Here is a 20,120-nt window from a genome sequence, read left to right as displayed (position 1 = left end):
GAATACGTCCCTGTAGGCTCGACGGCGGCTGTCCCTGCCGCCGACGCCTGTTGGTCGAGCAACCGCACCCTCTCCGGAACCGGCATTTGCTCTGTCGAGCGCCGTATATCGAAAAATTAGATAAAGGGTCTATATCTACGAACTTTCACAGTAACATTCCGATTTGCTTTACTATGGCAGGAATATTTAGGATTTCGCGATAAATAAATTCCTGGAGTTATACCATTCGCACTTCAAATTTCGTTATTACTTAAGGAGGCGCCTGGGTGTTCGGCAAAGGCTTTGCCAGCATAGAGCCTACATGGACGTATTCACGGCGTCCTTTGACGAACACCTCGGTGCCGAATTTTGATCTACGATGGGTATATTTGCCATGAAGTCCTTATATTTTTTCGGCCAAAAAATTTGTGGATAAATTTTTGATGAAAGCGACTACCGGCATGCCGGATATAAAAAATATCTCGGGCGATATCAAGCTTGAGCAAATCGATGCGGATACCTGGTCAATTCATTTGGCCGGCAACTGGACTCAAGGCGCTAATATAAAACCTGTCGAACAAGTATTGGCACAACTTGCAACCGCCACACCCTTTGCGCGATTAACGCTGCAAGCCGGCGATCTCGACCTTTGGGACAGCCGCTTGCCGACGTATCTGCTCGAAATCGTGGACTATTGCCAAACCAAGCGCATCCAACCCGATTTATCGGGCCTGCCGGATGGCGTTCAAGGCCTACTCAATCTGGCTCGAGCCGTTCCGGAACGAGCCGGCGATCGCCGTTCGGCACAACAAACACCGGCCTTGGCTAAAATTGGCAAGATGGTTTTAAGCGGACTGGCCGACGCCAAAGGGCTCGTTATATTTATCGGCGAAACGGTGCAGGCCGGGATTTCGCTAATGCGAGGCAAAGCACGGTTTCGTGCCGTCGATTTATTTTTGTGCATACAAGAGGCGGGCCCCGGAGCCTTGGCGATCGTTACGCTGATCAGTTTATTGGTCGGCCTGATTCTGGCTTTCGTCGGCGCGGTGCAACTGGCGATGTTCGGCGCGCAAATTTTCATTGCCGACCTGGTTGGCTTGGGAACGGTACGCGAAATGGGCGCGTTAATGACGGCGGTCATTATGTCCGGCCGTACGGGAGCTGCCTATGCCGCGCAGTTGGGTACGATGAATGTCAACAGCGAAATAGACGCGCTCAAGACCATGGGCATCTCACCGATGGAGTTTCTAGTGTTGCCGAGAATGTTGGCGTTAATCTTAATGCTGCCGCTGTTGTGTATCTATGCCGACTTTATGGGCATACTCGGCGGAGCCATCGTCACTACCAACGCCTTCGATGTATCCTTGACCCAATATTTTAATCAACTCAGCAAGGCCGTCGATCTAACCGACTTTAGCATAGGTTTATTTAAAAGTTTGGTATTTGCTGTACTGATCGGCACGGCCGGCTGCATGCGAGGCATGCAATGCGGACGCAGCGCCTCGGCGGTCGGCGATGCCGCGACGGCCGCGGTTGTCAACAGCATCGTCTATATCGTCGTGGCCGACTCGATCATCACCTTGATCTGCAATCGGCTGGGCATTTGAAAACATCTCGGAAGTCATCATGAACACGCCTCATATCACGGTAAAGGATTTGACGATGGCTTACGGCGATTTCGTAATTCAGCGCGATTTGAATTTCACGATTAACCGCGGCGATGTTTTCGTAATTATGGGCGGCAGCGGTTGCGGCAAAAGCACGCTGCTCAAACACTTAATCGGCCTTCTGCAACCGGCACAGGGCGATATCATTTACGATCGGCAAAATTTTTGGCGCGCAAGCGATGCGGAACGCATTCGAATCTTGCGGCGCATAGGCGTGCTGTATCAAAGCGGCGCCTTATTCAGCTCGCTTACTTTGGCCGAAAATATTGCCTTGCCGCTCGGTGAATTTACCGATTTCAGCCGCACGGAAATCGCCGATATCGTTTCTTACAAACTCGCATTGGTAGGCCTTGCAGGTTTCGAAGACTATTATCCTTCTGAAATCAGCGGCGGCATGCAAAAACGGGCGGGACTGGCCAGAGCGATGGCACTCGACCCGGAAATACTGTTTTTCGATGAGCCATCGGCCGGGCTCGACCCTGTCAGCGCAAGGCTTTTGGACGATCTGATCATCAATTTAAGCGATGCATTAGGCACGACGATTGTCGTTGTTACGCACGAACTGGCCAGTATCTTTGCCATTGGCACGAACGCGGTGTTTCTCGACCCCGAAACCAAAACCATGCTGGCAACCGGTTCACCTAAACGCTTGCTGGACGAATCCAAAGATTCCAAAATCATTCAATTCTTGACTCGAGGCGAGGGCAATGTCGAGACAACGCGTTAATAGGGAGCTAGCAGTCTTATGAGTAAACCGATAAACCCATTGGCGATAGGTAGTTTTACGGTCGGAGCGGTCGCACTGGTTATCGTAGCCTTGTTTATGTTTGGCGGCGGCCAGTTTTTTAAATCGGACAAAGTTTACTTCGTGGTGTTCTTCGACTCTTCGCTCAATGGCTTAAATATTGGAGCCCCGGTGAAAATGCAGGGCGTGCAGATCGGCGAAGTTACCGATATCGCATTACAATTCGATAAAACCTCGATCAAGATTTATAAACCCGTCGTGGTGGCGATCGATCGCAGTAGGGTGATAGGCTCGAGTGGTAGAGCCATTACAGACGAAGAACGCCTGGCCCTTCGGGACAGATTGGTTAAGGCCGGATTTCGCGCTCGTCTGGAAACACAAAGCTTATTGACTGGCCTTCTTTATGTCGATGTAGATAAGCACACTAATAAGCCTCCCGTGTTTGCTAAGCTGGAATATAAAGGGATTCCGGAGTTTCCGGGCATCCTAACAACCAGCGACGAAATCCTGCATTCGGCGGAAGAATTCCTCAATCAATTACGCGCATTGCCGCTGGAACAAATCGTCACCGACTTTGCCGACAATTTAAGAGAAATGAAAGACCTGCTGGCATCCGATGAACTCAAGCAATCCCAAGTTTCTCTCGCTCATGCTATGGAGGGAATGGAAAAGGCGGTCGGCACGCTCAATCGCAACCTTGAACCGATGCTCAAATCAACGCATACGGCTATCGATAATACGAATTTATTGGTCCAAGATTCCAGGTCGATGGTTCAGGATATCAAACCTATTTTGGCTTCCGCTAACAACGCCTTGACTGCTGCGACCGCCGCCTTGAATAAGGCACAGGACTCGGTAGCCATGGTTGGCGATACCTTTGGCCCGGAATCGGCTTTAATCGAAACGCTCGAATCGGTTAACGATGCATCGCGGTCGATCAAAATACTGGCCGATTATTTGGAACGGCATCCGGAATCGTTAATTTCCGGTAAACATAACTAGAGAATGTTGAATTATGAATGCAATCCGGCCTTTTTGTTTGCCCGTCTTGACCTGTTTATTCTTAACCTTAACGGGATGCATGGGCGGGACAACTCCGCCTTCTCAATTTTATCTTCTCGAACCGGTCAATGAAAAAGAAAGCAGTGCTATCGCAACGAGAGCAAAGCCTGTTATCGCACTTGGTCGGGTGCGCATTCCTCGTTATATCGATAGGCCGCAAATTGTCGTCGGAGCCGGTGGAAATACCTATCACTTGAACGAATTCAACCGTTGGGCCGAATCGCTCGATACCAATATAAGCCGCGTACTGACGCAAAATCTTTCAATGCTCGTCCCTGCCGAGGTCGTAGATGCTAGATCTTCAAACTTAGCCAGACAGGCTAAGCTACGCATCTCGTTGACTATTTTGGAGTTTCATGTCGATCAGCATGGACACGCCGGTTTAACGGCGCAATGGTTTATCAGTCGCGGTCAGGATGTCATACAAAACCGTCAAGTCTCTTACCGTTTGCCGGGATCAACCGATGATTATTCGACCATCGTGGTAGCGCTCAATGAATGCCTGAATCGAATGAGCCATGAATTGTCGATATCGCTTCAACAAGTGCTTCAAGAAATGAGACGCTAGCCAGATCAATCGATGTGTTTCCAGGCCCCTGCGTTGGCGGCTTAGGATTTGCTTCGGATAAATATACTCATAGATCAAAGTTCGGCACCGGCGTCCTGTCAATTGAGCCACCGAACCTCCTTCCAACAGTCGTCGAAGTTATTTCATGCTCGTTCCTAATCCTCAGATTTCCCGTCAATGAGCTCCCAAACCGGAAGCAGTAAGGTTCGGCAATGGTCTTCAAATATCTCATTCAACAATTCCACCGGATTGTAGCCTTCGAGAAATAATTTTCTAAGCTCAGGTTCATAAGCTTTTTCGATAGCACGGGTTAGTTGGTCGATTGCCGACTCTATGGCTGGTTTCGCCGCGCGGCTGCTTTGCGACAATTTATGCGCTTGTTTAACATAAGCGAAGGCCGGCTCGACGAAAAACGCATCGGGTCTGTGCAATCCTTGCCGATAGATTTCAATCCAAGCTTCCAATTCGCCTAACGCACAATAGTCCGGCTCGAACGTTATATCCTGGTCGAGAGCGATCAAGCAAGTCTGTTGAGGTTCGATTTGATTGATCATCAGATGATGCAACCAGGCAAGCATAAAATCCTTGCCTTTCAAATCGGCGTAACGATAAAACAAACTGCCGCGCTCATAACGATTGCCGAGTTTACCGACTAACCGATAACTTCCGACCGCCAGATCGACCGATAAATCCTCGAGCGGTTTGCCGAGCGCCTTGGCCTTGATTGCTTCGGCAAAGGCATCGATGCTTTGTTGCTGCCGGGCAAACTCGAGATCGCCGGCCACGCCCGATAGCCATCGCCCCTGTGCCTTCAGTTTTTGTGCAGTCAACGGTTTGTCGTGCAGTACCCCATCGATCCATTCGTGATAAATCGCATAACCGTCCAATTGACCGATCGCGAAGGGTTCGCGCTCCTCGGCATCCGCTGCAATGCCGTTGAAACGGACATCGAGTCGGCGTTGCATGAAATATTTTTGCGGATGTCGGTAAAATGCGAACAATTCGCCTATTTCAATGATTGTTTGGTCGGTTTCGTCCTCTAAACTGCCTTGCCACCAAGGTGCCGGCTCCGGTTTGGGCTTAACCAACGCCGCTGCTGCCTGGCAATCGGCCTCGGAATAACTGAACAAAGCCGATTCCGGCTCGAAATAACGCGGGCTGAAAGCCTGTAGCGGATGATAGGTCACGCCATTGTCCAGGCCGTAATGATCGCGAAGCACGGCGAGCAGTTCGCTGATTACGACCGAAGGCGGTATCGTTTCGTTATGGCTAATCGACCGCCCGATATAAGTCACAATCAATTGTTGCCGCGTCGACAGCAGGATTTCCAGAAACTGATAACGGTCGTCGGAACGGCGTGAGCGGTCGCCCTTGCGGAAATTGGCGGCAAGCAAATCGAAGGTCGGATTGCGGTCGACTTTCGGAAACTCGCCGTCGTTCATACCGAGCAAGGCGATTACTTTAAACGGAATCGAGCGCATCGGTAGCATCGAACAAAACGTGAGTTGACCGCGTAAAAAGCCGTTTGACGATTTGTGTTCTTCCAATCGGCCTTCAAGCCAGGCGCAGACGACTTGCCACTCGATCGGCGCGTTGTGAATTTCGGGCAATCTTTCGGTTAATTCCGCCAATAATTCGTTGAGTTGTTGGCGCTCGACGGCATCGGCTTCGGGCAATAATTGATCGGCATAATAATAAAGCTTTTCGCCCCATGCCTTGAGCGATTTAGCCATGCTTAAATCATTGCCGGCTCTAAACAACAATTGCATAAAATCGTTCAAGCCGCCAAGCGCCAACGCCGAAGAACCTTCGATATCGATATAAGGCAAGACGCCGTCGACAAAATCGTCGTCGGTGCCGACCGCATAACCCATCAACAAACGACCCAATGCGGCTTGCCAGGTATTTTCATCGAGCTCGGGCAGGCCCAATTCGCGTTTATGTTCGGCCGATTTTCCCCAACGCACTTGCGTATCCCGAACCCAATGTTTGATCAATTCCAAATCGGTTTCGGACAAGCCGAAGCCCGGATAAACCGACGGTTTTTCGAGCAAATCCAGGACCGAGCGCCAACCGAACCGACTTTGGCTCAGCTTCAAAAAAACAATAAAAGCATCCAATGCATGATTACTCAAGCGCAGACTGCGGTCGGCCACCGCATGCTGAATATCGTCGAATACCGCGGAAATAAACGGTTCGTATAGTTCGATATCCGGCGCCATTACGACGATATCGCGCAGATCCAACTCGGAGTCGTTTTCTAATGCGGCCAACAGTTGGTTTTTCAAGACTTCGACTTCGCGCATACGGGAATGGCACGCATGAATAGCGATGGACCCGTCGCGGGTTAAAGGCGTCGATTCGCTGTCGTTATTGAGAATGTCGTTTTGCAGCTGCCGCAGTACCGTGCTCGGCTCGTCTTGTTCGAAACTGTCCAGCTCTAATTCGAACTGCACCTGCTCCAACAACATCTCTTGAAATTCGCGGCCTTGTTGACCCAATGCCGCCAACAGCGGATGCCCGCCGGGATCCTCCCGATCGATACGCTGACGCTTAGTCGCCAAATCCGCCCAAAAAGCTTGAGCGGGGTTGAGCAAATACAAGTGCACTTGCGCATGATTCGCCAATCCCTGTAAAAAACCGAGAAACAGGGGCGGCATGGTATTGACGCCGAAGATCGAAATTCGCTCAGGCAAAACGGCGGAAAATTGTCCAGGCGGCGCTGAATTAAAACGCTCGATCACTTCCAGCCATAAACTACCCCGATGCCTCGTGCCTGCATTTTCGGTAATCCGTTGCCATAACGCGCGTTGCCAGCGTTCGGTTTCCGTGTCGTAAAGCGTTTCGCCTTGCTGCCAGGCAGCCAGCATATCCGGACGCATGATTTGATATTGGTCGAAAATCAAGGCCAATTGTAACGCTAGCTGATAACGTTTTAAGGCCGCGGTTTCGCCGACCAAATAATTATTCAGCGGCGCAAATATTTCGTTGTCGAGTTCGCGAAGCAGTGCTTCGAAGCGCCAATGCAGCACATGGCGATTGAAGGCTTCGTCATTTAATCGACTGTCGATTCGTTGTGCTAAGGTACTGAAAAACCGTCCCGGAAATAAAAACTCATAATTCCCCCAGACGCCGAGCCGGCTTGCCAATTGCTGCGACAACCAACGTTCCATACCCTGGCTTTGAATCAGAAACACTTCTTTGACAAACGGTGAACTTAGCGGCCTGGTTTCGATGACGGCTGCCAAATGTTCGAGCAGATTTTCGGTTTTATTGGAACTGTGCAGAATGAACATGACTTGGTTTGATTTTTTTCGGTTTTGGCGGCAAGCTCTTGGGAAAATTATTTATCGGCGGGAGTATAACAAGCGGAGACCGTAAACTAAGGCTATCGGTTATACCTTTCGCACTTCAAATTTCGGCAGTGCCTGAGGAGGCGCCAGGGTGTGCGGCAAAGGCTATGCCAGCATGGAGCTGGCATAGAGCCTACAGGGATGTATTCACGGCGTCCTTTGACGGACACCCTGGTGCCGAATTTGTATAAACTAATGCTTTTGAGGATTACTATAGCCTTTTTGGGCTCTGTATAAAATATTTGCATCATTGGCCTATAAAACATTGAGCCTATTAAATACGAACTTTGGAACGATTAAACAATGAACGAAACCGAACAAGCTAAAAAAGTAAGACGCCTAACGGCAATCATTTATATCGTGTTAATGATTTTTTTAGTGATAGGAACTCTCTATTCCGAACAACGAAAGGAACAAGCGCGCGAGGCGCAAAAGCTTGCCGAACAAGGTATTATCGGGCAGCCATTCGAAGCGGAATAATTCGTATCAGAATCATTAAATAGGAAGCGACTCATGTTCATCAATAGCTTGCCGACTCTATTTACCTTTACCGACTTCATCAGTCCGATCGAAACCGTCCTCATTCTGGTCGCGCTTTTGTTACTCGTTCATGTTTCCACGCGAGAAGCGCTTTACGATAGGGCATGGCCGGCGGCGGCCACGCCTTACCAAGCCTTATTAAATATCTGGTTGGGACAGGCGCCTTTATGGAAGGCATTTTGGCCGTTTTTTATTTTCGTGAACGGCGTTTTTCTTTATATCGATTACCGGATCATGAACGTCACGTTTACGATCGCCAGTTGGAAAACGGTACATGGCATGCTCTTCATTCCGGTGATTTGGTGGATCGTATCGGTCTGGCGCTGCGCGAAATATACCCGCTACCGGTTCGCCAACACCTTGGCGAAAACCATGACACTGTATTTTTTATTCGACTGTTTTTTTCGCTTCGTCATCAGCGCTTATTATCCGAATAGTTTTTTCGATTGCCGTTTGTTGGTCATGGAGTATGGCGATTGCTTTTGAGTAAGGGGGGTGTAGAATCGAATACTCCAACCATTAAGCGGAGGACATGTTATGAGCTGCTGCGACGACCCTACCGAAATACACAAAGTCGATCCACGGGAGTTAGTCCGCGAACAACAACATTACGGTAATCTAGTTCGCGATTTATTCACCGACGATCCCGAAAAAGTCCTACTCAAACTACTAAACGAAAGCAATGCTTATCTCAGGGAGCTGGCCGCATTAAGAGCCCATTACCCGTCGGTCCGCTTGCGAGCGATCGAATTGTTGGATAAAAAAAGCCAAGCGGTACTCGAACAATTGATCGAACAAGAACCGGATTCGTCATTCGGAATCGCCGCAAAACAGCGCATAGAACAGTTAAGTAACGAAACCGGCCTATTCGGCAAATTGTTCAAGTCCTAATTGACCCAAACACAATTACAATAACAACACGAGGCGGAATCATGAAATCACTAGCACTAATCGGAACACTCGTCTTAATGACAGCTGCAACCAACTGTTGGGCTTACGGTAGCAGCAGTAGCACCAAATCTTGCGATAAGCCGCGCTTCAGCGACTTCAATCCGGCCGAAAAATCGGAAGTTCCCGCGCAATCGGCCTTTTCGTTTAGCGCATCCGGCGTTAGCGATCCGAATAGCATTAAAGTCACCGTAAAAAAACAACCTGTCGAACTTATCATCAACGAAAAAGGCATTGGTTATGAAGTTTCGGGAAATTTGCCTGAAAACTTAAGCGACACCTACGCCAGGATAGCTATCAGCGCCGACGGCCGCAACCGCTGCAAAGGTACGGACGGCTGGCTAGTCAAGATTACAGACTAATCGATCAGTCTAAAAAGAGCAGTTGAGAGCCTCAAACTACCGTTCGCCCCTGAGCCCTTCGGCTGCGCTCAGGAGAGCCCTGTCGAAGGGTGAACGGTAGTTTGAGGCTTCACCAGGCCGGTGAAAGTGTTGTAGACCCTTCATGCTTCGACTTGGCTCAGCACGAACGGTCTACAACACATGCCAACTCCTCTTTTCAGGATCATTCTTAAAAACTCGAAATCAGCCGGTGAAAAGCTTAGGAACGAGCAAGCCGGGGGGGATTGAGAATGCGCGGCGGTTGCGTCGATCTCAGGAAGCTGGAGCTTCCGGGGTGTCTTTCCCAAGCTGGAGCTCTCGCCGTTATACATAAGTCGTAGGTACCGGTCTTGCCATCTTAGCGATTAAGACCTCGATACCCTTTATTGTTGCTTAACGTATCCGGCTTCGAAATCGCGACGAAGGCGTCGCTCCCAGTGCGCCCAGGAGGGCACAAAATCAGCAGGGTGTAAGTCCCTGTCGGCGTAAGCCATAACGTCGTAGCTGAAAGTAACTGCGTCACCGCGAGGTGGGGTGGAGAGCAACTGGAGGCAAAAGAGCAGTCCGCAGTAAAGCGAATCCGATTCGGCGGGGTAAGGCGGCGAGTCCCCTGGGAGTCGACGAAGCCTGAAAACCATCATTTACGTTGTTGTGGCAGATAAAACGATAAATGGGCCTACCTTGTGGTTGGGAGTGGAATGTTCAGAAGGTATTGTGAAGAAACTGGGGAGACCTGTTACGGAGGTGACCGTGGCAGGAGTCAGAACCCTTATATTACCGTAAGTCGAGGAAGCTCAAGGCAAGGCGAGGACAGTGTGGCACCGCTGGGAAACCAGGCGGAAACAGAGAAAACAAACACGAGCCTAAACCGAGAGGGGAAAAGATGGTAAAAGCCGGCTAGCAAAACCGGCCATAGGAAAGAAGGGTAGGAAGGTGGAAACGAGGTAGCGTTCGGTGTCACGGCCATTAAGCCAACCTCAGGTAAAAGGCTTAAAGAGGCTCAGCCGTTGAAGGGAGCCGAAGGTAACGAATCAAACCGAGTTTGCGGGCTGACGTGGTAACGCGGAGTAATGGGGTTCACCAATTAATAACACCATTGCTCACCAGCTTGTCCCGATGAGGAAACCACCGACTGGAGAGCCGTGTGCGGGAGAACCGCATGCACGGTTCGGAGGGAGGGGAGAGAAATCTTCCCTACCCCTATCAAGGGGCCGGATGCTCTGTGGGAGCGATCCCCAGATCGCGATTTCGGAGCCACTGATATTCAATATCCGCAGGTTTATCAAACAGCACCGTTCCCGGGTATGCTGTTACCCAAGCTGCATACCCACAATTTATGTATAACGACGAATCCGCCATACCTGCGGGATACGCGCAATCCCTGCAGGGTTAACGACTTGTGTAGATGCTTATGCTTTGACAAACGAAACTAGGCCGGTCAAAGCACCGTCAAGTCGCGCGATTTTCGATGAATTTTCCGTAATCGGCGCTGGGCCGGCCTAAATGATAGCCTTGGGCCAAATCGATGCCGAGTTCCTTGAGCATCTGCAGAGTTGCCGCGTCCTCGACAAATTCTGCTAAGACCGTTTTGTGCATACCTTTTGCGATACCGACCATTGCTTTGACAAATATTTGATTCTCTCGGTTATTCGGCAAATCACGAATGAACATGCCGTCGATTTTTAAAATATCGACTTCGAGATATTTTAAGTAAGCAAAAGTGGAAAAACCGCTGCCGAAATCGTCCAGGCAAACCGTGCACCCCGCTTGGCGAATGCCCTCGATAAAGCGCTGTGCATCGCGGATATCCGAAACCGCAGCGGTTTCGGTTAACTCGATGATCAAGCGGTTCGCATCGACTCGGTTTTCTTCCAAGCAAGCGCGGATAAATTGCGGCAATTCGGGGTCGTCGAACGAACGTCCGGAAATATTGACCGCCAAGGACGGTAAAATGGAATTTTCGCTTAATAAGGCAATACTGCTCCGTAAAACCCAGCGGTCGATTTCCAGTATTTGCCCGCTATTTTCGGCGATTGGGATAAATTGGCCGGGCATGACTAATTGCTCGGGATGTTGCGGATCGCGCATGCGAACCAGCACTTCGAAATGACAGAGTTGACCGTTATCGACTCGATAGATGCCTTGAAAATGCAATTCCAACAAATCTTGCCGTAAAGCCTGTTCGATGCGTTGACGCCAAGACATTCTTTCCATTGCCGCGCCGGAGTCGTCCCTCTTGGGATCGTAAACGGCCCAAGTGTTTTTTCCATTGGCTTTGGCCTGATACATCGCGGTATCGGCATGGGCCACCAAATCTTCGACCGTTTCTCCGTGCTCCGGAAAGAAAGCCAACCCGACACTGGTCGTCAGACGAATATTGGTGCCCCGAAACCGGAACGGGATCGACGCGACAGCTTGATTAATCCGATTCGGCAACACCGAAATGTCGTTTTGCGGATGTAGATAGCTTAATATCGCAAACTCGTCGCCGCCCAAACGCGCGAATATCTCAACCTCGCGCAAAACCACCGAAATTTCCCCGGCTATCCGAACTAGCACGGTATCGCCGGCTCTATGGCCGAAGTTATCGTTAATGTATTTAAATTCATCCAAATCGAAATAAATCAACGCGAATTTATCGTGATTGCGGCGCGCCATCGCAATCATGTGATCGAGCTGTTCTTGAAAACGGTGTCGATTGTAAAGTCCGGTTAACGCATCGTGTTCGGCTAAATAAAGCAATTGCTGAGCGGTTTGCCGCTCGTGGGTAATGTCTTCATAAATCCACAAACGGCCTAAAATTCGCCCCTCGGTATCGGTCACCGGATAAGAAACTTGCGTCAGAATGCGGCCGTCGTAGAGATCCAGTTCGAAACGTTCGCTGATTTCATGCGTATCCAGGACTTTCAACACGTATTTGGAGGCATGATCGGGCCGCGCGAACCGGTGCGTCGAATTTTCCAATACGAATTGAGTCGATTGTCCGACCGGATCCAAATCGTCTTCTATGGCCCACATTCGGCGAAAGGCAAGATTAACGTATTCGATGGAGCCGGCCTTGTCTTCGAACAAAATGCCGATGCTCATCGCCGACAACAATGCCGCCATCCGGCCTTGTTCGGCTTCGGCCACGATGCGTAACTCCCGTTGTTTTTGTTCGGCGCGGCTCAAATCTTCGAAGGATTGTTGAAGGGCCAATTCGGCTTGTTTCAATTCGGTAATGTCTTGCACGGTACCGACTGCGCCAATCATTTTTCGTTGCCGATCGAATTCCAATTCGGCCCGTTCGCGTAACCATTTGACCTTGCCGTCGATCAATGCTCGATGTTCAATATTGTACTCGGCCCCTTTTAAAGCGGTTTGCCAAGCTCGATCGACAAACGCTCGATCTTCCTCGTGCACGCGCTCCAAAAATTCTTCATAAGTCAACGGCATGCCCGGCGGCACGCCGAATATCCGATAAGTCTCGGGCGACCATTCCAAACCGTTATCGGCCTGATTTAAATACCAACTTCCGATATGGGCAACACTTTGCGCACGATTCAAGTTTTCTTGGCTTTGCCGAAGCGATTCTTCGATATGTCGCCGCTCCTCGACTTCCTGTTGCAATTTTTCATTCGCACGCTCTAATTGTGCAGTGCGAGCGGCAATGGTAGTTTCCAAGCGGGCATTCAAATCGGCCAATTGCGCCGATGCTTGAAACTCCCTACGATGTTTTTCGACATTAACCCGATACAGCATGATGCCGGTTGCCGTCGCCAAGGCCAAAGCGCACAAAGTGCGCAACGCCTCGATAGGAATTCCGGTTGTTTCCGAAAATATCCGGGCGTCGGCAAGGCTTGGTGTCGCAAACCAAGGAGCGTTAACGACCAATCCGGTAAAAAGACTGTAAAAAGCCAGACTATAGCCGGCCAACAGCATTGCAAAGTTAAGTTTGAGTGTACTCAAATACGGTCGGTTGCGGTATTCGTAAACCAAAAACGCAATGCCAGCCGAAGCCGCCCCGGGAAAACCGAGCAAATAGCGAATGCCGCTGTCGAATATAGCGGCGTAATTTTGCGATAGCGCCGCCGTTATCCCGGCAATTAGCAGGGAAACAACAGGAAATAAGCGGATGTATTTTAACCGGCGTCGATTGTTTTCGGAATTACATGCAAGCACCAGCCAAAAGCGCCGGGAGAATTCGAACAAAGCATAAAAAGAAGCGAAGCTTAATAAGTTTCCGACCAAGGAGTTTTTTTCATTTAAGGAGCCATCAATTAGCTCCCAGGCACATTGAAGCTCCCTAATGCCATGCAACATTCCGAAGCGAGCCAGCCAAACCAGTATTGTCGAAAAAGGCAGAACCGAATTATCTTTGGGTTGTAAATAAATCGCCGCGGCCAGGAATAAAAAGGCCATTCCGTAAACCAGATAGATTTCCGTCATATGTGCCTGAATGAGCGGCGGCAAGGTATCCATAAACGAGTTCCCAATTGTTATTGTTATTTTTTCGGCTTCGTGTATTTTTTCTCTAAACCTAAAAAGAGCGCTTAGAATTTGCTGTAGACCGTTCGCGCCAATCCAAGTCGCTAAAACTGAAGCATAGACAAGGTATACCTTTCATACTTCAAATTTCGGCAGTGCCCGAGGAGGCGCCGGGGTGTCCGGTCGGTTTTCGCTCCTGCAAAATCGACATTCACGCCATCCATGGCGTTCACAAAGGCTTTGCCAGCATGGAGCTGGCATAGAGCCTACATGGACGTATTCACGGCGTCCTTTGACGGACACCCCGGTGCCGAATTTTGATCTACGATGGGTATATCAGGCAACTTCGATGGTTTATTTAACGATGCGATAACACGGCTTATAAGTCTTGCCGGGCAGCTTCATGCGTTGTTGCTTGACAAAAGCGCTCAACAATTCATCTACCGGCCCCATGATTTCGGCATCGCCTTTAATCTCGAAATGGCCGTGCTGTTCTATCGCTCTAATTCCATCGTCTTTAACGTTGCCGGAGACTATGCCAGAAAACACCCGGCGCAAATTTGCCGCTAAATGATGGCTTTCTTGATCTTTATGCAATTGCAAGGCGGCCATGTTTTTGTGAGTCGGGTTGAATGGCTGTTGAAACTCAGGACTGATTTGCAAGGCCCAGTTGAAATAATATGCGTCCTCGCGCTGCTGGCGAAATTCGCGTACCCGCTGCATACCCTCTTTCATATCTCGCGCGACCCTGGCCGGGTCGTCGATGATGATTTTGTAACGTTGTTGCGCGGCAAGTCCTAGGGTGTCGCCTATAAAACGGTTGATTTGCTTGTAATATTCCTCGGAACCTGCCGGTCCGGTAAAGATTAACGGAAACGGAATGTCCTTGTTGTCAGGGTGCAGCAAAATACCCAATAAATATAATATTTCCTCGGCCGTGCCGACTCCGCCCGGGAATACGACGATACCGTGGCCGGCTCTTACGAAGGCTTCGAGCCGTTTTTCGATATCCGGCATGATCACCAAATCGTTAACGATCGGATTTGGTGCTTCGGCGGCGATGATGCCCGGCTCGGTAATACCGATATAATGCCCGGTTCCGATACGCTGCTTGGCATGACCGATCGTTGCGCCTTTCATCGGCCCTTTCATCGCGCCGGGTCCGCAGCCGGTGCAAATATCCAGTCCTCGCAAGCCCATTTGATAACCGACCACTTTCGAATAATCGTATTCCTCGCGCGAAATCGAATGACCGCCCCAGCAAACCACCAATTGCGGCAGCTTGCCGGCTTTCAAGATATTGGCATTGCGCAGTATATGAAAAACCGAATTGGTCACGCCGTCGGAGCTTTGTAGATCGAATTTCGGGTTATCGTTGATCTCGTCGCTGACATAGATAATATCGCGCAAAACGGCAAACAAATGTTCTTTGATGCCTTTGATCATATGACCGTCGACGAATGCGGTGGCCGGAGCTCCTTTCACTTCAAGTTTGATCCCTCGCTCTTCTTGAAGCACACGAATTTCAAAGGATTTGTAGCGTTCGAGCAGTTCCTTGCCGTCATCCATATAATTGCCGCAATTCAACACCGCTAGCGAACAATTGTGCAGTAAGCGGTAAAGCCCGCCTTGACTGGTATCGAGTAATTTATTGACTTCGGTCTTGGACAGAACGGCCAAGTGACCGGCCGGAGAGATTCTTGCGTCTACGACATCTTGTTTCATATTTTCCTTGGATGTATTGCGGTGTTCTTAAAATATAGCCCATAGGGGCTATGGAATTTAGGTGCTGGGCCTTTGACGGGCACCCCGGGGTCGAATTTTGATCTACGACGGGTATAATGGCTGTGTCGCCCAAGGCTAGGTAAGAGACTATCGACGTCCTAACACCCCGGAGCCTTCATACGCTAATGCCGAAATTTGAAGTCCGATAGGTATACCAAAAATCAGAGGCGGCGCGAATTTACCGAATCAGTCACCGTTATGCTTATTTTCGTAGCTAATTTCCTGTTCGGGTATTTCGTTTTCAAGTGGCGTCTGTTCGGCATTAAGCGTGCGCAGTTCTTTTAAAACGGATCGCAAAATGCGCGTTTGCTGGTCTTGCTTCGCCTTGATACCAAATACGGCGAACGGCAATAATGTCCATAAAATAACCATCAGAATTAGCACAACCAATCCGGCTATGTGCAAATGAGGTAATAAATCAGTCATCGTTTATATCGGATTTAGTTATCAAGAAATGTTTATCGTAGGCTAATCGGTTAAGTCCCGCATTTTTTGTAACTATTCAGTCCCCCGGCAATTATCGTTCCCACGCTGGAGCGTGGGAACGATAGGGGGTGTGAATAATTACCATTTTTTAATTCGTGTCGTCCATGTTTATCAAGGCCTCGATCAATAAACGCAATTTATTTTGAATGATACGGGTATTGTGCGGCCCCATTCTGAGCATTTGTTTTTGAACGGGACTGAGCGCTTCCATATCGTTATCGGCAAATTGATATAGTACCGACGGTTTAATCAACGCAATTCGCGTTTCTACGACCGGTGCCGATAAAATTTCGGCGCCTGCTTTTTTGATCAAATCCTCTAACCGATAACTGTCCGGATAGCCGAATTGTGCAAAGACTTCTTGGCAAAGCGGTCTGACTTTTTGATAAAACTCCAGAATATCATGGACGTTGACCGAGTCGATTGCTTCGGCGAACGCGTTATAACGCTGATAACTTTTGGACGGAAGATAAAGTCCTTGCTGGTCTTCCTCGGCAATGAACGGTTCATCCAAGCTGAGCCAACGCATATGCTTATGAAGGCGCTGGCCTTGAGAAAAGTCGTTGATAATCAGAATAATCTTACGAATCTGCTCGTCCGATCTCAACCAGTAGGCAAGTTCAGGCGATAACGCGGTCAATTTTTCGTTGATAAAGTCGTCGCTTTCTTTGAGACTGGGTATAGCTGTAGGCTCCGTTTCTTCTGTTTCTGCTTGTTCGCTATTTGTTTTTAATTCGTTATCCGACAAAACGTTGGACACCAATGCCTCATCAAGTTTTGTTACCGAGGGAACCGGCAGCTCATAAGTTTCTAAACCTACCTCAGATTCAATCGTCTGCGTCGAACGCCAATATAGCCATGCGCCTCCGGCAATAATTAACAGCAGTATTAACAAGAAAACGATCATTCCGATCGGTTTTCTTCGTTGATACAAATCATAGCACCCCATGTTTTTCCCCTTTTATCATTATGTATTTTCATCTCAGGAATACTTCGTATGGTCATGTTTTCGTCAAACACAACTCGAAACTCCCAAATATCAGACGTTTTTTGAGGTTAGCCTATCAAAACCTTCGCCTTTCATGGAAACGTCATCGAACGGTTAACAAGTTGTAACATTATCCCGGTAGTTTAGCCGCCATGTACCGCTTTTGGGATCTATTACAATGAAACTACATTACCGTTCCATTTGGATATCCGACACGCATCTAGGCACACGGGGTTGTAAAGCCGAATATTTGCGCGACTTTCTCGATCATACCGAATCCGATTATCTGTATTTGGTCGGCGACATCATCGATTTTTGGAAATTCAAAACCGGCGCTTATTGGCCGATGCTGCATAGCGATATCGTGCAGCGCATCATCAATAAAGCGCAAAACGGTACCCGGGTCATCTATATTCCGGGCAACCACGACGAAGTATTTCGCAAGCATGCAGGCATGCATTTCAACGGCATCGATATTCAACTGAATGCTGTCCATACTACCGAAGACGGCCGTAAATTTTTGGTTTTACACGGCGATGAATTCGACAGCATCGTTTGTCATAACAAAAGCCTAGCCTATATCGGCGGCGAAGCCTATGAAGTCTTGTTACTGGTCAACCGCTGGTTCAATGCCGTCCGTACTCGATTGGGCTACAAATATTGGTCTTTATCCGCGTTTTTAAAACACAAAGTTAAAAACGTGGTCAGCTTTATGACTAATTATCAGCACATTCTGAGCCTCGAGGCGCAAAAACGCAAAGTGGACGGCATTATTTGCGGCCATATTCATCATGCCGATATTGCTACGATGGAGTTTGGTAAAACTTATTGCAATTGCGGCGATTGGGTCGAAAGCTGCACCGCGCTAACCGAGGACGAGCACGGAACGCTCAGTATCGTACGCTGGCTCGAAGATAGCCATGTATTGCTCGATGATGCCGTCAGCGAAGACACCGGGCTTGCGCAAGCGGCATAATCGGTGCTCAAAAAAACCATTCTCATGTCGGTCGGCGGCACTGTCTTTGTCGCCGGACTCATCCTCTTTCCGTTGCCGGTTCCGCTTGGTCTGCCGACCATGGTCGTGGGCTTGTCGATCATGCTTAAAGCATCGAACAAAATCAAGCGCACCGTCATCAAACTCTTCAAGAAAAACCGCCATAGCTCACACGCCTGGCGCAAGGGTCGCGCTCTACGCCGCAAGGTTCGTTAATGCCATCTCAGTTCGGCTTGCTGTCATCAAATCTTAAACAAATCTTCATCTAATTGTCACAGAGCAGCCTTAAGCTTCGCTCTGAAATTAAGGAGCAAAACATAAATGGAAAATCGATGATTTTCACCGCCTTACGCTGTCGCGGTCGACGCGTATGGCACCTATCGAGGGCAAGACTATGAAACTGATTTATTCGATCCACAAATGCGACGTGTTCATGTTTACCTGGCTGAATAACGTTAGCATCCATACGCACCTGGTTCGTCTATGCCGTTATATTTCGAAAACCGGCGACGGCATACTTTATGTGTTAGCGGCCGCGTGGCTGTATTGGGAAAGCGGTGCCGAATCGCCGCTGTTTAAAGCCATGGCCCTGGCGTTTCTTATCGAACGTCCGATTTATTTCATTCTTAAAAATAGTTTTAAACGAAATCGTCCGCAAGCGGCATTGGAAAATTTTCGTAGCGTCATTATCCCTTCGGATCAGTTCAGTTTTCCCTCCGGACACACTTCCGCAGCCTTCATGATGGCGACCTTAGTTGGTTTCTTCATACCGGTCTTATTGATTCCGCTTTATCTATGGGCGGCATCGGTCGCTTTCTCACGCGTGGTATTGGGAGTGCATTTCCCGACCGATACCTTGATGGGGGCCGCAATAGGCGTCGGCACGGCAATTTTCAGCTTGGATTACTTATTATCACTATGAAGATATTTTATGGAGTACAGGGCACGGGTAACGGACACATTACCCGTGCCAGAGTCATGGCGAAAGAACTTTACGCCCAGGGTTTCGATGTCACATTTCAATTCAGCGGCCGTCCCGCCGACAAATATTTCGACATGGAGGTGTTCAACGGTTATCAGCTTAAAGAAGGACTAACCTTCAACACCGAAAAAGGCCAAGTCAATTACCTCAAAACCGCATTGCAAGCCCGGCCGATTCGTTTTATAAGAGATATCAATACGCTGGATCTAAAGGGTTACGATTTGGTCATCAGCGACTTCGAGCCGGTGACGGCCTGGGCCGCCAAAAAGCAAAAAGTTCCGGTACTCGGTATCGGCCATCAATATGCGTTCAACCATAAAATCCCTAAGACCGGCTCGGATCCGATCGCCGACCAAGTGATGAAATATTTCGCTCCGGCCGACCAAGGCATCGGCTTGCATTGGCATCATTTCGGTCAACCGATCCTGCCGCCGATCATTGAAACGCCGGAATTTCCGAAATCGATCGTCAACAATAAAATCATCGTCTATTTGCCGTTCGAAGATCAAAGCGAAGTCATCAAGAATTTGTGCCCGTTCGAAAATTTCGAATTTCATATTTACGCGCCGCAACCGGTCGAATCAAGATATCCTCATATTCTGTGCAAGCCGCTATCGCGTGACGGATTTCAAAAAGACTTATACGACAGCGCCGGCATCATCAGTAATGCCGGTTTCGAGCTGGCCAGCGAATCGCTGCAACTAGGCAAAAAAATTCTCGCCAAACCACTGCACGCGCAAATGGAACAAATTTCCAACGCCGCCGCGCTCGAACAACTCGGCTATGGCCATACGATGTTCAATATGGATGTCGCCGTCATTGAAAATTGGCTGCACAATCGGCATGCAGTACACATCACCTACCCGAATGTCGCCAAAATTATCGTGCAATGGATCAAAGACGGCATGCCGCAAATGGACATGAAATTTACCGAAGCGGTATGGGATAGCGTTGACGTATTGCAGATCAAGCGGCATGCGGATATTTGATGACGCGCGCCATTCTGTCGCTCAATTCGCATCGGCCAATTTGAAAAAAGCAAAAAGCAAAACCAAAAAAGGGGTCCAAAAAAGGGGTCAGGTTAAATTAATAATTCAACCTGACCCCTTTTTGTTATCGTCGAAGCCATTGATGCTCGGCAGCCGATGGCTTTGAGCGAAGCTTTGGCGTTTTGAC

At 49.1% G+C, this 20,120-nt stretch carries 17 protein-coding genes; 12 read left to right on the top strand and 5 right to left on the bottom strand.

Features of this window, described 5'->3' with window-relative positions; translation table 11 throughout:
* Nucleotides 1-422: 422 nt before the first annotated feature.
* The 4 genes from MEALZ_RS18740 (at nucleotide 423) to MEALZ_RS18725 (ending at nucleotide 4,021) form a co-directional block, all read left to right on the top strand.
* Nucleotides 423-1,586 carry an MlaE family ABC transporter permease gene (locus MEALZ_RS18740; RefSeq protein WP_014150231.1) on the top strand — a complete coding sequence of 388 codons (1,164 nt, stop codon included), beginning with the start codon at nucleotides 423-425 and terminating at the stop codon, nucleotides 1,584-1,586.
* Nucleotides 1,587-1,605: 19 nt separating this feature from the next.
* Nucleotides 1,606-2,373 carry an ABC transporter ATP-binding protein gene (locus MEALZ_RS18735; protein WP_014150230.1) on the top strand — a complete coding sequence of 256 codons (768 nt, stop codon included), beginning with the start codon at nucleotides 1,606-1,608 and terminating at the stop codon, nucleotides 2,371-2,373.
* Between the two features lie 18 nt (nucleotides 2,374-2,391).
* Nucleotides 2,392-3,393 (top strand): MlaD family protein, encoded by a 1,002-nt coding sequence (locus MEALZ_RS18730; RefSeq protein WP_014150229.1) that lies wholly within the window; start codon nucleotides 2,392-2,394, stop codon nucleotides 3,391-3,393.
* A 79-nt stretch (nucleotides 3,394-3,472) separates the two neighbouring features.
* Complete coding sequence (locus tag MEALZ_RS18725) at nucleotides 3,473-4,021, top strand: PqiC family protein (RefSeq protein WP_223842330.1); 549 nt, start codon at nucleotides 3,473-3,475, stop codon at nucleotides 4,019-4,021.
* Between the two features lie 155 nt (nucleotides 4,022-4,176).
* Here the strand turns inward: MEALZ_RS18725 and recC are convergent, their stop codons facing one another.
* Complete coding sequence (recC, locus tag MEALZ_RS18720; RefSeq protein WP_014150227.1) at nucleotides 4,177-7,317, bottom strand: exodeoxyribonuclease V subunit gamma; 3,141 nt, start codon at nucleotides 7,315-7,317, stop codon at nucleotides 4,177-4,179.
* 360 nt (nucleotides 7,318-7,677) lie between these two features.
* Between recC and MEALZ_RS22865 the strand changes: the two genes are divergently transcribed.
* The 4 genes from MEALZ_RS22865 to MEALZ_RS18705 are packed head-to-tail and all read left to right on the top strand — an operon-like array spanning nucleotide 7,678 to nucleotide 9,224.
* Complete coding sequence (locus tag MEALZ_RS22865; protein WP_014150226.1) at nucleotides 7,678-7,854, top strand: hypothetical protein; 177 nt, start codon at nucleotides 7,678-7,680, stop codon at nucleotides 7,852-7,854.
* Between the two features lie 33 nt (nucleotides 7,855-7,887).
* Nucleotides 7,888-8,400 (top strand): hypothetical protein, encoded by a 513-nt coding sequence (locus tag MEALZ_RS18715; protein ID WP_014150225.1) that lies wholly within the window; start codon nucleotides 7,888-7,890, stop codon nucleotides 8,398-8,400.
* A 51-nt stretch (nucleotides 8,401-8,451) separates the two neighbouring features.
* Complete coding sequence (locus MEALZ_RS18710) at nucleotides 8,452-8,805, top strand: hypothetical protein (protein WP_014150224.1); 354 nt, start codon at nucleotides 8,452-8,454, stop codon at nucleotides 8,803-8,805.
* 41 nt (nucleotides 8,806-8,846) lie between these two features.
* Nucleotides 8,847-9,224: a hypothetical protein gene (locus MEALZ_RS18705; RefSeq protein WP_014150223.1), complete on the top strand. Its 378-nt coding sequence runs from the start codon at nucleotides 8,847-8,849 to the stop codon at nucleotides 9,222-9,224.
* A gap of 1,467 nt (nucleotides 9,225-10,691) precedes the next feature.
* Here the strand turns inward: MEALZ_RS18705 and MEALZ_RS18700 are convergent.
* From MEALZ_RS18700 to MEALZ_RS18685, 4 genes are all read right to left on the bottom strand, one after another.
* The gene (locus MEALZ_RS18700) at nucleotides 10,692-13,703 is read right to left on the bottom strand and encodes a sensor domain-containing protein (RefSeq protein ID WP_014150222.1); all 3,012 of its coding nucleotides are present in this window, start codon (nucleotides 13,701-13,703) and stop codon (nucleotides 10,692-10,694) included.
* A gap of 360 nt (nucleotides 13,704-14,063) precedes the next feature.
* Nucleotides 14,064-15,434: a nucleotide 5'-monophosphate nucleosidase PpnN gene (gene ppnN, locus MEALZ_RS18695; RefSeq protein ID WP_014150221.1), complete on the bottom strand. Its 1,371-nt coding sequence runs from the start codon at nucleotides 15,432-15,434 to the stop codon at nucleotides 14,064-14,066.
* 246 nt (nucleotides 15,435-15,680) lie between these two features.
* On the bottom strand, nucleotides 15,681-15,920 hold the full coding sequence (locus MEALZ_RS18690) for a hypothetical protein (protein WP_014150220.1): 240 nt from the start codon (nucleotides 15,918-15,920) through the stop codon (nucleotides 15,681-15,683).
* A gap of 148 nt (nucleotides 15,921-16,068) precedes the next feature.
* The gene (locus tag MEALZ_RS18685) at nucleotides 16,069-16,929 is read right to left on the bottom strand and encodes a DUF3014 domain-containing protein (RefSeq protein WP_014150219.1); all 861 of its coding nucleotides are present in this window, start codon (nucleotides 16,927-16,929) and stop codon (nucleotides 16,069-16,071) included.
* 217 nt (nucleotides 16,930-17,146) lie between these two features.
* Between MEALZ_RS18685 and MEALZ_RS18680 the strand changes: the two genes are divergently transcribed.
* From MEALZ_RS18680 to MEALZ_RS18665, 4 genes are all read left to right on the top strand, one after another.
* Complete coding sequence (locus MEALZ_RS18680; RefSeq protein WP_014150218.1) at nucleotides 17,147-17,944, top strand: UDP-2,3-diacylglucosamine diphosphatase; 798 nt, start codon at nucleotides 17,147-17,149, stop codon at nucleotides 17,942-17,944.
* A gap of 3 nt (nucleotides 17,945-17,947) precedes the next feature.
* Complete coding sequence (locus MEALZ_RS18675; RefSeq protein ID WP_084685536.1) at nucleotides 17,948-18,178, top strand: hypothetical protein; 231 nt, start codon at nucleotides 17,948-17,950, stop codon at nucleotides 18,176-18,178.
* 178 nt (nucleotides 18,179-18,356) lie between these two features.
* A complete protein-coding gene (locus MEALZ_RS18670; RefSeq protein ID WP_014150217.1) occupies nucleotides 18,357-18,884 on the top strand; it encodes a phosphatase PAP2 family protein in 528 nt (175 codons plus the stop codon).
* Nucleotides 18,881-19,933: an MJ1255/VC2487 family glycosyltransferase gene (locus MEALZ_RS18665; protein ID WP_014150216.1), complete on the top strand. Its 1,053-nt coding sequence runs from the start codon at nucleotides 18,881-18,883 to the stop codon at nucleotides 19,931-19,933. Before MEALZ_RS18670 ends, MEALZ_RS18665 begins: the two co-directional genes overlap by 4 nt.
* Nucleotides 19,934-20,120: the final 187 nt, after the last annotated feature.

This window comes from Methylotuvimicrobium alcaliphilum 20Z, assembly GCF_000968535.2.
Classification (GTDB): Bacteria; Pseudomonadota; Gammaproteobacteria; order Methylococcales; family Methylomonadaceae; genus Methylotuvimicrobium; species Methylotuvimicrobium alcaliphilum.
Note: the sequence above shows the minus strand (reverse complement) of the source record. Positions and strands in the feature narration are given on the sequence as shown.